The sequence below is a fragment of the Mesorhizobium sp. USDA 4132 genome, from assembly GCF_056279545.1.
Window position 1 is genome coordinate 4,085,747 of the sequence record NZ_JBWCCP010000001.1, and the last position, 13,450, is coordinate 4,099,196.

Annotated in this window: 11 protein-coding genes; 1 reads left to right on the plus strand and 10 read right to left on the minus strand. The window is 62.0% G+C overall.

Features of this window, described 5'->3' with window-relative positions; genetic code table 11:
• Positions 1–168: 168 nt before the first annotated feature.
• From fdhF to ACZ9IU_RS20490, 10 genes are all read right to left on the minus strand, one after another.
• On the minus strand, positions 169–3,048 hold the full coding sequence (gene fdhF / locus ACZ9IU_RS20445) for a formate dehydrogenase subunit alpha (protein ID WP_038546461.1): 2,880 nt from the start codon (positions 3,046–3,048) through the stop codon (positions 169–171).
• Positions 3,049–3,312: 264 nt separating this feature from the next.
• A complete protein-coding gene (locus ACZ9IU_RS20450; RefSeq protein ID WP_038546464.1) occupies positions 3,313–4,869 on the minus strand; it encodes a formate dehydrogenase beta subunit in 1,557 nt (518 codons plus the stop codon).
• Positions 4,866–5,345 carry a formate dehydrogenase subunit gamma gene (locus tag ACZ9IU_RS20455; RefSeq protein WP_038546466.1) on the minus strand — a complete coding sequence of 160 codons (480 nt, stop codon included), beginning with the start codon at positions 5,343–5,345 and terminating at the stop codon, positions 4,866–4,868. The genes ACZ9IU_RS20450 and ACZ9IU_RS20455 overlap by 4 nt, the downstream gene beginning before the upstream one ends.
• Before the next feature lie 183 nt (positions 5,346–5,528).
• A complete protein-coding gene (locus ACZ9IU_RS20460) occupies positions 5,529–6,422 on the minus strand; it encodes a LysR family transcriptional regulator (protein ID WP_038546469.1) in 894 nt (297 codons plus the stop codon).
• Between the two features lie 154 nt (positions 6,423–6,576).
• Positions 6,577–6,984: a F0F1 ATP synthase subunit epsilon gene (locus ACZ9IU_RS20465; protein WP_038546471.1), complete on the minus strand. Its 408-nt coding sequence runs from the start codon at positions 6,982–6,984 to the stop codon at positions 6,577–6,579.
• A 171-nt stretch (positions 6,985–7,155) separates the two neighbouring features.
• Positions 7,156–8,586, minus strand: a complete 1,431-nt coding sequence (gene atpD, locus ACZ9IU_RS20470; RefSeq protein ID WP_038546473.1) for a F0F1 ATP synthase subunit beta — start codon at positions 8,584–8,586, stop codon at positions 7,156–7,158.
• A gap of 23 nt (positions 8,587–8,609) precedes the next feature.
• On the minus strand, positions 8,610–9,488 hold the full coding sequence (locus tag ACZ9IU_RS20475; protein WP_038546475.1) for a F0F1 ATP synthase subunit gamma: 879 nt from the start codon (positions 9,486–9,488) through the stop codon (positions 8,610–8,612).
• Positions 9,489–9,530: 42 nt separating this feature from the next.
• Entirely contained in the window at positions 9,531–11,060 is a 1,530-nt protein-coding gene (gene atpA, locus ACZ9IU_RS20480) for a F0F1 ATP synthase subunit alpha (RefSeq protein ID WP_038546477.1), read from the minus strand.
• Complete coding sequence (locus ACZ9IU_RS20485) at positions 11,060–11,626, minus strand: F0F1 ATP synthase subunit delta (protein ID WP_051899855.1); 567 nt, start codon at positions 11,624–11,626, stop codon at positions 11,060–11,062. Before ACZ9IU_RS20485 ends, atpA begins: the two co-directional genes overlap by 1 nt.
• A 261-nt stretch (positions 11,627–11,887) precedes the next feature.
• Positions 11,888–12,271 carry an AGROH133_08824 family phage infection protein gene (locus tag ACZ9IU_RS20490; protein WP_038546482.1) on the minus strand — a complete coding sequence of 128 codons (384 nt, stop codon included), beginning with the start codon at positions 12,269–12,271 and terminating at the stop codon, positions 11,888–11,890.
• Between the two features lie 113 nt (positions 12,272–12,384).
• On the opposite strand from ACZ9IU_RS20490, the gene ACZ9IU_RS20495 reads away from it, so the two are divergent.
• Positions 12,385–13,443 carry an alginate lyase family protein gene (locus tag ACZ9IU_RS20495; protein WP_051899856.1) on the plus strand — a complete coding sequence of 353 codons (1,059 nt, stop codon included), beginning with the start codon at positions 12,385–12,387 and terminating at the stop codon, positions 13,441–13,443.
• The last annotated feature ends 7 nt before the right edge of the window (positions 13,444–13,450 follow it).

Genomic DNA, 13,450 nt, shown 5'->3' on the forward strand with positions numbered 1-13,450 from the left:
AGGGGGGAGATCGGATGTGGCAAGGCTCCATCCGCTATCGAAGTGAGCCATGGAGCAAACTTGTCCCTGGCGCCTGAGAATGCCGCCCATGCGTCTGTCCGATCTCCCCCCTTGAGGGGGAGATGCCCGGCAGGGCAGAGGGGGGTAAGCCAGGCGCTCGCAGCCATCCTACTCAGCCGCCTCCAGTTTCCCCACGATCCGACGAGACCGCCGCGACAGCTCGTCATAGTCGCTCTGCCACTCGGTCGGACCGTTGGAAGGCGATACCTGCACCGCCGTCACCTTGTATTCCGGGCAGTTGGTCGCCCAGTCGGAGAAGTCGGTGGTGATGACGTTTGCCTGCGTGTTCGGGTGGTGGAAGGTCGTGTAGACTACGCCCGGCGCGACGCGATCGGTGATCAGCGCACGCAGGGTCGTATCGCCCGAACGGCTGGCGAGCTTGATCCAGTCGCCTTCCTTGATGCCGCGCTGTTCGGCATCGTGCGGATGGATCTCCAGCCGGTCTTCCGCATGCCAGGTGACATTTTCGGTACGACGCGTCTGGGCGCCGACATTGTACTGCGAGAGAATTCGACCTGTCGTCAGCAGCAGCGGGAACCGCGGGCCGGTGCGTTCGTCGGTCGCGACATATTCGGTGCGGATGAACTTGCCCTTGCCGCGCACGAAACCGTCGACATGCATGATCGGCGAACCGACCGGATGCGCCTCGTTGCACGGCCACTGAACCGAACCCATCCTGTCGAGATAGTCATAGGAAACCAGCGCGAAGCTCGGCGTCGATACGGCGATCTCGTCCATGATCTCGGACGGATGCGCATAGTTCCAGGCAAGCCCCATCGCCTGGGCGAGCTTCTGGGTGACCTCCCAGTCGGCATAACCGTTCTTCGGGCTCATCACCTTGCGGACGCGGTTGATGCGGCGCTCGGCATTGGTAAACGTGCCGTCCTTTTCGAGGAAAGTCGAACCCGGCAGGAAGACATGCGCGTAATTGGCGGTCTCGTTCAGGAAAAGGTCGTGGACGACGACGCATTCCATGGCGGCAAGGCCTGCCGAGACGTGCTTGGTGTCCGGGTCGGACTGGAGAATGTCCTCGCCCTGGATGTAGATGCCCTTGAACGTGCCTTCGACAGCCGCATCCAGCATATTCGGAATACGCAGGCCCGGTTCGTTGTTGAGCGTCACGCCCCACAGTTTTTCAAACGTGTCGCGGGTCGCATCGTCCGAGATATGGCGATAGCCCGGCAGTTCGTGCGGGAACGAACCCATGTCGCAGGAACCCTGGACATTGTTCTGGCCGCGCAGCGGGTTCACGCCGACGCCCGGACGGCCGATATTGCCGGTGACCATCGCAAGGTTGGCGATCGCCATGACCGTGGTCGAACCCTGGCTGTGCTCGGTGACGCCGAGGCCGTAATAGATCGCCCCGTTGCCGCCCTTGGCGTAAAGCCGGGCCGCACCGCGCACGAGATCCGCCGGCACGCCGGTATATTTCTCGGTCGCCTCCGGGCTGTGTGCGTCTTCCGAAACGAAGCCGGCCCAATCCTCGAATTCGGACCAGTCGCAGCGTTCGCGAATGAACTTTTCGTCGAACAGGCCTTCGGTGACGATGACATGCGCCAGCGCCGTCAGCACGGCAACATTGGTGCCCGGTTGCAGCGGCAGGTGATAATCCGCCTCCACATGCGGCGTGCGGACGAGATCGATGCGGCGCGGATCGATGACGATCAGCTTGGCGCCCTGGCGCAGCCGCTTCTTGAGCCGCGATGCGAACACCGGATGGCCGTCGGTCGGGTTGGCGCCGATGACGATGACGACATCGGTGTGCTCGACCGAATCGAAATTCTGGGTTCCGGCCGAAGTGCCGAAGGCCTGGCCGAGGCCGTAGCCGGTCGGCGAATGGCAGACGCGGGCGCAGGTATCGACATTGTTGTTGCCGAAACCGGCGCGGATCAGCTTCTGGACGAGGAAGGTTTCCTCATTGGTACAACGCGACGAGGTGATGCCGCCGATCGATTCCCGGCCATACTGATACTGGATGCGGCGGAACTCGGAGGCCACGTGCGAAAAGGCCTCTTCCCATGTGACTTCCCGCCACGGATCGGAGATATTCTCGCGGATCATCGGGTTGAGGATGCGGTCTTTGTGGGTTGCGTAGCCATAGGCAAAACGCCCCTTGACGCAGGAATGGCCGCGGTTCGCCTGCCCGTCCTTCCATGGCACCATGCGCACAAGCTCTTCGCCGCGCATTTCCGCCTTGAAGGAGCAGCCGACGCCGCAATAGGCGCAGGTGGTGACCTCCGAATGTTCCGGCTGGCCGATCGCGATCACCGACTTTTCGGTAAGCGTCGCCGTCGGGCAGGCTTGCACGCAGGCACCGCAGGAAACGCATTCGGAATCGAGGAAGAGTTCGTGGGCACCGGGCGAAACCCGGCTGCCGAAGCCACGGCCCTCGATCGTCAGCGCGAACGTGCCCTGCACTTCTTCGCAGGCACGGACGCAGCGCGAGCAGACGATGCATTTCGACGGGTCGTAGGTGAAATAGGGGTTCGACTCGTCCTTCGGCATCCACTTGGCGTTGATCGCACCGTCGTTGCGAGCCTTGACGTGATTGTCGCCCTCGTAGCCGTAGCGCACATCGCGAAGGCCTACCGCGCCGGCCATGTCCTGCAATTCGCAGTCCCCGTTGGCCGCGCAGGTGAGACAGTCGAGCGGGTGGTCGGAGATATAGAGCTCCATCACCCCCTTGCGGATGTCCTTCAGTCGGCCGGTCTGGGTGTGCACGACCATGCCCGGCATCACCGGCGTGGTGCACGAGGCCGGCGTTCCATTGCGGCCTTCGATCTCGACAAGACACAGGCGGCAGGACCCGAAGGCGTCGACCATGTCGGTGGCGCAGAGTTTCGGCACCTTGATGCCGGCCTCCATCGAAGCGCGCATGATCGAGGTGCCTTCCGGCACGGTGATGGCGCGGCCGTCGATGGTAAGGGTGACCTGGGCTTCGGAGCGTGAGGCGGGCGTGCCGTAGTCGATTTCATGAACGAGGGACATCGTGTGTCTCCTGTATGGAAGTGAAATTGCGCGACGCACGGCGGGCGAGATTACCCCCCTCTGGCCTGCCGGCCATCTCCCCCTCAAGGGGGGAGATCACCAGCGGCACGACCTTCGCTTCAGAGAATGCGTCGCGGAAAATGAGGCGTGAAATCGTCAGTGGTGAGCAAGCCCCCAGCCGATCTCCCCCCTTGAGGGGGAGATGCCCGGCAGGGCAGAGGGGGGTGCTCCGGAGTTCAGCCGGAGCTGACGCGCGCAGGGCTATCATTCCGCCGCCTCCACCATCGGCGCCGGAGAAAAATCCTCCGGAAAGTGGTTCATCGCGCTCATCACCGGATAGGGCGTGAACCCGCCGAGCGCGCAGAGCGAGCCAAACTTCATCGTGTTGCAGAGGTCGGCGAGCAGCGCCTTGTTCTTCTCCGGCTCGATCCCTTGCGCAATCTTGTCGGCCGTTTCGACGCCGCGGGTCGAACCGATGCGGCAGGGCGTGCACTTGCCGCAGCTCTCGATGGCGCAGAATTCCATCGCGAACCGCGCCTGTTTCAGCATGTCGGCGCTATCGTCGAACACGGTGATGCCGGCATGGCCGATCAGACCGTCCCGGGCCGCGAAGGCCTCGTAGTCGAACGGCGTATCGAAGAGTGCGCGCGGGAAATAGGCGCCGAGCGGCCCGCCCACCTGCACCGCCTTGATAGGCCGCCCGGTCGCCGTGCCGCCGCCGATATGATCGACGATCTCGCCGAGCGACAGGCCGAAGGCAGTTTCGTACAGGCCGCCGTATTTGACATTGCCAGCGATCTGGATCGGGATCGTGCCGCGCGAACGGCCCATGCCGAAATCGCGATAGAAGGCGGCACCGCGATCCATGATGACCGGCACCGATGCAAGCGAGATGACGTTGTTGACCACCGTCGGACGGCCGAGAAAACCCTGCAGTGCCGGCAGCGGCGGCTTGGCGCGCACGATGCCGCGCTTGCCTTCCAGCGAATTCAGCAGCGAAGTCTCCTCGCCGCAGACATAGGCGCCGGCGCCGGAGCGGACCTCCATGTCAAAGGCATGCACTGAACCCATCACCGATGGCCCGAGGATGCCGGCGGCCCGGGCGATCTCCACGGCTTGGCGCATCGTCGCGATGGCATGGGGATATTCCGAGCGGGTATAGACATAACCCTTGGTGGCGCCCGTCGCGATGCCGGCGATAATCATGCCTTCGATCAGCACGAAGGGATCGCCTTCCATGATCATCCGGTCCGCAAACGTGGCGCTGTCGCCCTCATCCGCATTGCAGACGATGTATTTTTGGCTGGCCGCCGCATCCATCACCGTCTTCCACTTGATCCCGGTCGGAAAGCCGGCGCCGCCGCGCCCGCGAAGGCCGCTATCGGTGACTTGGGCGACTATCTCGGCGCCAGTCATGGCGATCGCATTCTTGAGGCCCTTCAGCCCCTGATATTGGCGATAGTCATCCAGCGACAGCGGATCCGTGACGCCGCAACGGGAGAAGGTCAGCCGCGTCTGCTGGCGCAGGAATGGAATGTCCTCGGTCGGCCCGAGATGCAAAGCATGCTGTCCACCCTCCAGAAAACCCGAATCGAACAGTCCCTTGACGTCGCCGGCCTTGACCGGCCCATAGGCGATACGCCCGTGTTCGGTACTCACCTCGATCAATGGCTCCAGCCAGAACATGCCACGCGAGCCGTTGCGCACGACTTTCGCATCGAGGCCGCGGGCTGCGATTTCGGCGATTATCGCGTTCGCCACCTTTTCGGCACCAAGTGCGAGCGCTGCGGCATCGCGCGGAACAAAAATCGTCACCGTCATAGGTTTAACCCCGCAACGATTTCGCTAAGACAGTGCTCGTCGACGCGGCCAAAAACTTCGCCATCGAGCATCGCGGCCGGCGCGCAGGCACAGAGCCCGAGACAGTACACGGCTTCCAGCGTCACCGAACCATCGAGCGTCGTCTGATGGAAGTCGATCCCGAGAAGCTGCCGGGCGTGGTCCGCCATGCGGTCGCTTCCCATCGACTGGCAGGCTTCGGCGCGACAGAGCTTTAGCACATGCCGTCCGGCCGGATGGTCGCGGAATTCGTGGTAGAAAGTCACGACCCCATGCACTTCGGCGCGCGACAGGTTGAGTTCGCTGGCAATGACCGGCTTCACCTCTTCCGGCACATAACCGAACTCTGCCTGGATCGCATGCAGGATCGGCAGCATCGGGCCTTCCAGATGCTTCAGATCCCTGATGATCTGAAGCGACCGCTCGGTGAACTCACCAGCGGAAATACGCATATTCATATGTCATAGCCTCCCGGCTGACCCGTTTCCGGCCCCGTGGCGTCGGCGCCACCATGCCCGTATGCGGATCAGAAAGCTGACGAAGTTGTCCGACAATCGTACTTCGCCTACTGGGAATGGAATGTCGCAACCGGGGCCGCAACCGTCAATAAAGGAGATCGGTTACGCGATAGAAAAAAGCTATCAAGCCATGGCGGCAGGAGTAAGGCTCCGCGCCTCGTGAAGCAGGGCAGAGACCAGCGGCGTGAAGGGCTCGCGGTGGGTCGCGACCAGCCCGACGATGTGGCTGGCTTCCGGCTCCACAAGGGGGATCGTACGGATCTGCTTGGCAAATCCGAAGGATCGCGCCACGTTGCGCGGCATGATGCTCGCCCAGCGCCCGGTGCCCACATGCGAAAGCAGCACCACCATCGAGTTCGATTCGAGCATTGGCTTCACCGTCACGCCGGCTTGCGCGAGGTGCTGATTGATGATCCGGCGGTTCTGCATGTCGGGCGTCAATAGACAGAGCCTAAGATCGGCCATTTCCTTCCAGGCGACGCTTTCCCGGTCCGCATAAGGCGCACCCTCAGCCGTCACCAGATTATAGCGCTCCGCATAGAGCGGTACACTCGTCACCCGCCCCAATGGCTCGTTGTCGAGATAGGTGATACCCGCGTCGATTTCGAAATTGTCGAGTTGGGAAAGCACCTGCAGGGAATTGCGCGAGACAACGGAAAAGGTGACATCCGGATGCTTTGCCTGGAACGGTTCGGTCAGCCTCGGGATCATCGCCAGGGCAGTCGGGATCGATGCAAGCCGAATGTGACCGGCAAGACCCTTACGGGCGGCCCGCATTTCCTCGCGCATGGTGCGCGCATCGCCGACGATCCGTTTTGCCCATTCCAGCACCCGCTGGCCTTCCGGCGTCAGGCCCTGATAACGGGAACCCCGCACAACGAGCTGTACCCCGAGCTGTTCTTCGAGCTGGCGGATGGCCGCCGAAAGCGACGGCTGTGAGATGCCGCATTCCTCCGCCGCCCGGCCGAAGTGCCCTTCCCGTGCCAGGGCAATGAAGAATTCCAGCTTGTCGATCATCGCGTTCCTCCACTGGCAAGGGCTAACAAGATGGCGCGGCACATACAAGCAGTCATCCGGTCACGACGATAGCCGCCAGAGGAACCCGACCATCGCCCAAAGAAAAAGGCGGCCTTTCGGACCGCCTTGCTCTTTCGCAGAGAATTTTGACGTATCAGGCCGGATTGACGACGCCGTTCAGGTGCGTCAGTTCCGCCAGGAACTGTTCGAGCTTGGTCTTGTGCTCGTCGCTCTGCGCGTGATTGATCTCGGCCTGCGTCGTCTCGATCCGCTTCTGCAGCGTCGCGTGGGTCAGCTCGCTCGCCGGAACCGCGGATTCGGCAAGCAGCGTGCAGCCGGTCGGCAGAATGTCGGCGAAGCCACCGAAAACGACGTATTTGTTGACCTGGCCGGAAGCAAGCTTCACCGAAACCACACCCGGCTTGATCGTCGTCATCGTCGGCGCGTGATTGGCAAGCACCGTCATTTCGCCAAGCGTCGCCGGGATCACCACTTCGGTGACCTTTTCCGAGACGAGCAGGCGCTCGGGCGAAACCAGTTCAAAGTTGAAAGCCTCGGCCATGAAGGTCCACTTCCTCAAAGCAATTCCAGCAAAAGTGCAGAGCGGTTTTGCGTCCGGGATTGCGAAAAACTAAATCACCAGGGCATCGAGGCAATTCCTTGCCGAGAAGCCCGCGTGTTTTATGCGGGAAAGGCGCGCCGGAGATAGTCCTGCGCGCCATCTCGTTTAGGATCAGGCGGCTTCAGCCAGCTTCTTGGCCTTTTCGACGGCTTCTTCGATCGAGCCGACCATGTAGAAGGCGGCTTCCGGAAGATGGTCGTAATCGCCGTTGACGAGGCCCTTGAAGCCCTTGATCGTGTCTTCGAGCGCGACAAGCTTGCCCGGCGAACCGGTGAAGACTTCGGCGACGAAGAACGGCTGGGACAGGAAGCGCTCGATCTTGCGGGCGCGCTGGACGGTCATCTTGTCGTCTTCGGACAGTTCGTCCATGCCGAGGATGGCGATGATGTCCTGGAGAGCCTTGTAGCGCTGCAGGGTCGACTGGACCTTGCGGGCGATGTCATAGTGCTCTTCGCCGACGACCAGCGGGTCGAGCATGCGCGAGGTGGAGTCGAGCGGGTCGACGGCCGGGTAGATGCCCTTTTCGGCGATCGAACGCGACAGAACCGTCGTTGCGTCCAAGTGGGCGAACGAGGTTGCAGGTGCCGGGTCGGTCAAGTCGTCGGCGGGAACGTAGATGGCCTGAACCGAGGTGATCGAGCCCTTGGTCGTGGTGGTGATGCGTTCCTGCATCTGGCCCATGTCGGTGGCCAGCGTCGGCTGATAACCCACGGCCGAAGGAATACGGCCGAGCAGAGCCGACACTTCCGAACCTGCCTGGGTGAAGCGGAAGATGTTGTCGACGAAGAACAGAACGTCCTGGCCCTTGTCGCGGAAGTCTTCAGCGATAGTGAGACCCGTCAGAGCGACGCGGGCGCGGGCGCCCGGCGGTTCGTTCATCTGGCCGTAGACGAGCGCTGCCTTGGAGCCTTCGCCGCCGCCGTGCTTGTTGACGCCCGATTCGATCATTTCGTGGTAAAGGTCGTTGCCTTCGCGGGTACGCTCACCGACGCCTGCGAACACGGAATAACCACCGTGCGCCTTCGCGACGTTGTTGATGAGTTCCATGATCAGAACCGTCTTGCCGACGCCTGCACCGCCGAAGAGGCCGATCTTGCCCCCCTTTGCGTAAGGCGCGAGAAGGTCGACGACCTTGATACCCGTAACCAGGATCTGGCCTTCGGTCGACTGCTCGACATAAGCCGGTGCTTCCTGGTGGATGGCGCGCTTGCCGGAAGTGACCAGCGGACCGGCTTCGTCGACCGGCTCGCCGATGACGTTCATGATGCGGCCGAGCGTTTCCGGACCGACCGGAACGGTAATCGGAGCGCCGGTATCCGTGACGTGCTGACCACGAACCAGACCTTCGGTCGAGTCCATTGCGATGGTGCGGACGGCGCTTTCGCCGAGGTGCTGCGCGACTTCGAGAACGAGGCGATTGCCGTTGTTGTCGGTTTCAAGCGCGTTCAGGATCGCCGGCAGTTCGCCGTCGAAAGTGACGTCGACGACAGCGCCGATAACCTGGGTCACCTTGCCGAGGGACGTGCCCGTTGCGGTAGCCATGATTCTTACCCTCTTTCTTTACCTCAGAGCGCTTCCGCGCCCGAAATGATTTCGATAAGTTCCTTGGTGATCTGTGCCTGGCGCTGACGGTTGTAGGAAAGCGTCAGCTTGTTGATCATGTCACCGGCATTGCGCGTCGCGTTGTCCATTGCGGACATCTGCGCGCCATAGAAGGAAGCGTTGTTTTCGAGCAGAGCCCGGAAGATCTGGACCGCGACGTTCTTCGGCAGCAGGTCTTCGAGGATTTCCTCCTCGCTCGGCTCGTATTCGTAGAGCGCCGAGGAGGCATCCGCAGCCTGCGTCGCATCGAACTTGGCCGGGATGATCTGCGAGGCGGTCGCCACCTGCGAGATCACCGACTGGAAGCGCGCATAGAACAGCGTCGCGATGTCGAATTCGCTGGCATTGTAGAGCGCGAGCACCTTCTGTGCCACCTCGTCGGCCTGGGCGAAACCGAGCTGCTTGATTTCGCGGAACGTCACGTAGTCGACGATGTTGTCCTTGAAGGTGCGGCGCAGGATGTCGTTGCCCTTGCGGCCGACGGTGATGATCTTCACCGTCTTGCCCTGGGCAAGCAGCTTCAGCGCGTGGTCGCGTGCGAGGCGGATGATCGAGGAGTTGAAGCCCCCGGCCAGACCGCGTTCGCCGGTCGCAACGATCAGCAGATGAACCTGGTCCTTGCCGGTGCCCGAAAGCAGCAGCGGCGCTTCCGCATTGCCGGCATTGGCGGCCGAAAGGCCGGCCAGCACCTTGGTCATGCGTTCCGCGTAAGGACGGGCGGCCTCGGCCGCCTCCTGGGCACGGCGCAGCTTCGCCGCGGCGACCATTTTCATCGCCTTGGTGATCTTCTGCGTCGCCTTGACGGAGGCGATCCGGTTTTTCAGATCCTTAAGTGAAGGCATCCGTTATCGGTCCCCTGGGGGTTAGGTGGGCTTGATCCGTTCTCAGGCGAACGACTTGGCGTAGCTGTCGAGAGCGGCCTTCAGCTTCGCACGCGTGTCGTCGGAAAGCTGCTTCTCGGTGCGGATCGCGTCGAGGATAGCCTTGCCTTCGGAACGCAGGTACGAGAGGAAGCCCTGCTCGAACTTGCCGACCTGGGCGACCGCGATCTTGTCGAGGTAGCCGTTGACGCCGGCAAAGATCACTGCGACCTGCTCTTCCGTCTTCAGCGGCGCGAACTGCGGCTGCTTCAGGAGTTCCGTCAGGCGTGCACCGCGGTTCAGCAGGCGCTGCGTCGAGGCGTCGAGGTCGGAGCCGAACTGGGCGAAGGCGGCCATTTCACGATACTGGGCGAGTTCGCCCTTGATCGAGCCGGCAACCTGCTTCATCGCCTTGATCTGCGCGGCCGAACCGACGCGGGAAACCGACAGGCCGACGTTAACGGCCGGACGGATACCCTGGTAGAACAGGTCGGTTTCAAGGAAGATCTGGCCGTCGGTGATCGAGATCACGTTGGTCGGAATGAAGGCCGAAACGTCGTTACCCTGGGTTTCGATGACCGGCAGAGCCGTCAGCGAGCCATTGCCACGCTCGTCGGAGAGCTTCGCAGCGCGCTCCAGAAGGCGGGAATGCAGGTAAAACACGTCGCCCGGATAAGCTTCGCGGCCCGGCGGGCGGCGCAGCAGCAGCGACATCTGACGATAGGCGACGGCCTGCTTGGAAAGGTCGTCGTAACCGATCAGGGCATGCTGGCCGTTGTCACGGAAGTATTCGCCCATGGCGCAGCCGGCGAACGGTGCCAAGTACTGCATCGGAGCCGGATCGGAAGCAGTCGCGGCAACGATGATCGAGTACTGCAGAGCGCCACGCTCTTCGAGAACCTTCACGAACTGAGCAACCGTCGAGCGCTTCTGACCGATGGCGACGTAGACGCAGAACAGCTTTTCCGAGTCCGGGCCGTTGTCGTGAATGGCCTTCTGGTTGAGGATCGTGTCGAGAATGATAGCGGTCTTGCCGGTCTGGCGGTCACCAATGACCAACTCGCGCTGGCCGCGGCCGACTGGGATGAGCGCGTCGATGGCCTTGAGGCCGGTCGACATCGGCTCATGAACCGATTTGCGCGGGATAATGCCCGGAGCCTTGACGTCGACGCGCGAACGGCGGGTCGCGTTGAGCGGGCCCTTGCCGTCGATCGGGTTGCCAAGCGCGTCAACGACGCGGCCGAGCAGTTCCGGACCAACCGGAACGTCGACGATGGCGCCGGTCCGCTTGACGATGTCGCCTTCCTTGATCGCGCGGTCGGAACCGAAGATGACGACGCCGACATTGTCGGCTTCGAGGTTCAGCGCCATACCACGGATGCCGCCCGGGAATTCGACCATTTCGCCAGCCTGGACATTGTCCAGACCGTAGACGCGGGCAATGCCGTCGCCGACGGACAGAACCTGTCCGACTTCGGAAACTTCAGCCTCCTGGCCGAAGTTCTTGATCTGGTCTTTCAGAATTGCGGAAATTTCCGCGGCGCGGATATCCATCAGCCAACCTCTTTCAGTGCAAGCTTAAGGGTGGAAAGTTTGGTGCGAAGGGAAGTGTCGATCTGACGAGAACCGACCTTGACGATCAGTCCGCCGAGGATCGACGGGTCGATGGTCACGGCGATTGCCACGTCCTTGCCGGTTACGCCCTTCAGCGCCGACTTGAGTTCGTTTTCCTGCGCTGCGGACAGCGCATGCGCCGAGGTAACCTCGGCAGTGATTTCACCGCGATGCTCTGCGGCGATCTGGCGGAAGGCGCGGATCATGCCCGGCATCGCGAAAAGACGACGATTGCCGGCGACCACCTTCAGGAAATTGGCAACGAGACCGGAAATGCCAGCCTTCTCGGCTACGGCGATCACGGCCTTCTGCTGGTCCTCGGCGGAAAATACCGGGCTTGCGACCAGGCGTCGCAGGTCTTCACTCTCATCCAGCAGCGCCTGAAAACGATCAAGATCGGCACCGACCTTGTCGATCGAACCAGCCTCGAGAGACAGTTCGAAAAGCGAGGAAGCATAACGCTCCGCTACACCGGAAATAAGCTGGGACGTGTCAGCCACGGGCACAGTTTCCCTGTATTGCCATCCAAGCGCCAGACCCTATGGGAGAGGTGAAGCAAGAGCTTGAAATCGTTTGATTTTTTCTCAGAACCTGCAGAGCTTGCGCCCTACCCTTTCCGACTTTCGCGGTCCGTCTAGCATAGGCTGTAAGGACTCGCAACACGCCTGATAACGGAAAAAGCCGGACACGCAAGGGCTGAGAGCGATTTTATACCGGAAGCGGAAGGATTTTCGGCAGGCAACCGCCTGCAATCTTCGAATTATGCGTCAGATATAGCCGAAGACATAGGCGAGCGGCCCGCCGGCAAGCACAACCTGAAGTAGGGAAAATGCTACGTTTCTGAGGGTGAAGCCTCGATCCAGGGCACACGACAGCAATCGTCCCACAGCAGCAAATCCGAGCGCGATGCCGAGTGTCATGTAGATCCAGTCCTGGGCGAGCATGATCGCCGCAACACCGAAGCCCAGATGATGGGCGCCGGTGGATCGGACCGCGGCATAACCTTCCGGCCGCACCTCGCCGATCTGGAACGCCGTCAGGCGCAGAACGAAAGCGGGAAACAAGAAAACGAGAAGACCGAGCGCAGCGGTTACCGCCGCACAGACAAAGGCGACCCGTTCGCCGAATTCCGTGGGAAAATAGAGTTCCATCCGGCCCTCGTTTCATTCGATTCGTTCGATTATAACCATTTGGGTAAACAAGTCGAAAAACGACGAATTCTCGGGCCGGTTAGACGATGCGGCAGCCGATCAGGAGAAACGGAATGACGACGACGACAAGAATTTTCCGGCTCTCGGCCCTGGCTGTCGCGATCGCGGTCTCACGCCTCTCGCCTGCCCTCGCCGACCAGATGGTAAAAAGCCCCTGGGACAATCCGCCCACAGCGGCGGCGGCCACAACCCCGGAGAAATGCGGGCCCGCGCCGAACCTCCCGGCCGGCCTTGAGACGGAAGACTACTATAGCGACAAGGCCCACTCGGTCATCGATCCCGCCCGCAAGCAGGCCTATGACGACGCGGTGAAGCCCCTGCAGGCCGCCGCACGGAAGATCGAGGCGATGGCCGACCGGTATCGCACGACGGGTGATGCATCCTCCGCCGTCTGCGCCGCATCCTGGCTTTCGACGCTCGCCCGTTCCGGAGTTCTCTCCGGTCCGATGTCCAGCAACCAGGCGGTTTACGTGCAAGGCTGGATGCTGGGTGCGTTTTCGGTGGCCTGGCTTAAAGTCCGCTCCGCGCGTGGGGTGCCGGCTTCCGCGACCGACGCCGTTCCGCACTGGCTGGCGAGGATCGCCGAGCGGAACATGACCTATTACAATGATCGCGATAACAAGATGGATGGCCGCAACAACCATCGTTACTGGAGCGGTTTTGCTGCCATGGCTGCCGGCATTGCCGCAAGCCGCGAGGACCTGACCGATTGGGGCATGGAGAGTTTCCGTGTCGGCATCGCCCAGATCCGCCCGGACGGCACGCTGCCGCTCGAAATGGACCGCCGCGCCCGCGCCCTCCACTACCATCTCTTCGCCGCGGCCCCGCTCGTCACCATTGCCGAGCTCGCCGCGGCCAACGGCAAGGATCTCTATGCCGAGCGCAACGCGGCGCTGGGCCGACTGGTGAAAACCGCCGCCGCCAGCATCGACAACCCCCAGGCATTCGATACAAAAGCCGGCGTGAAGCAGGAGGAGATCAAGCTCCATGCCGACGACATCGCCTGGGCGCAACCCTTCGAAAAACGTTTTCCCGATCCGGCTCTGCATGCCCTGCTCGACAAGCTGCCGAACCGCAGCATCCTCTATCTCGGCGGCCTGCCGCCGGGCTGAGCCATTC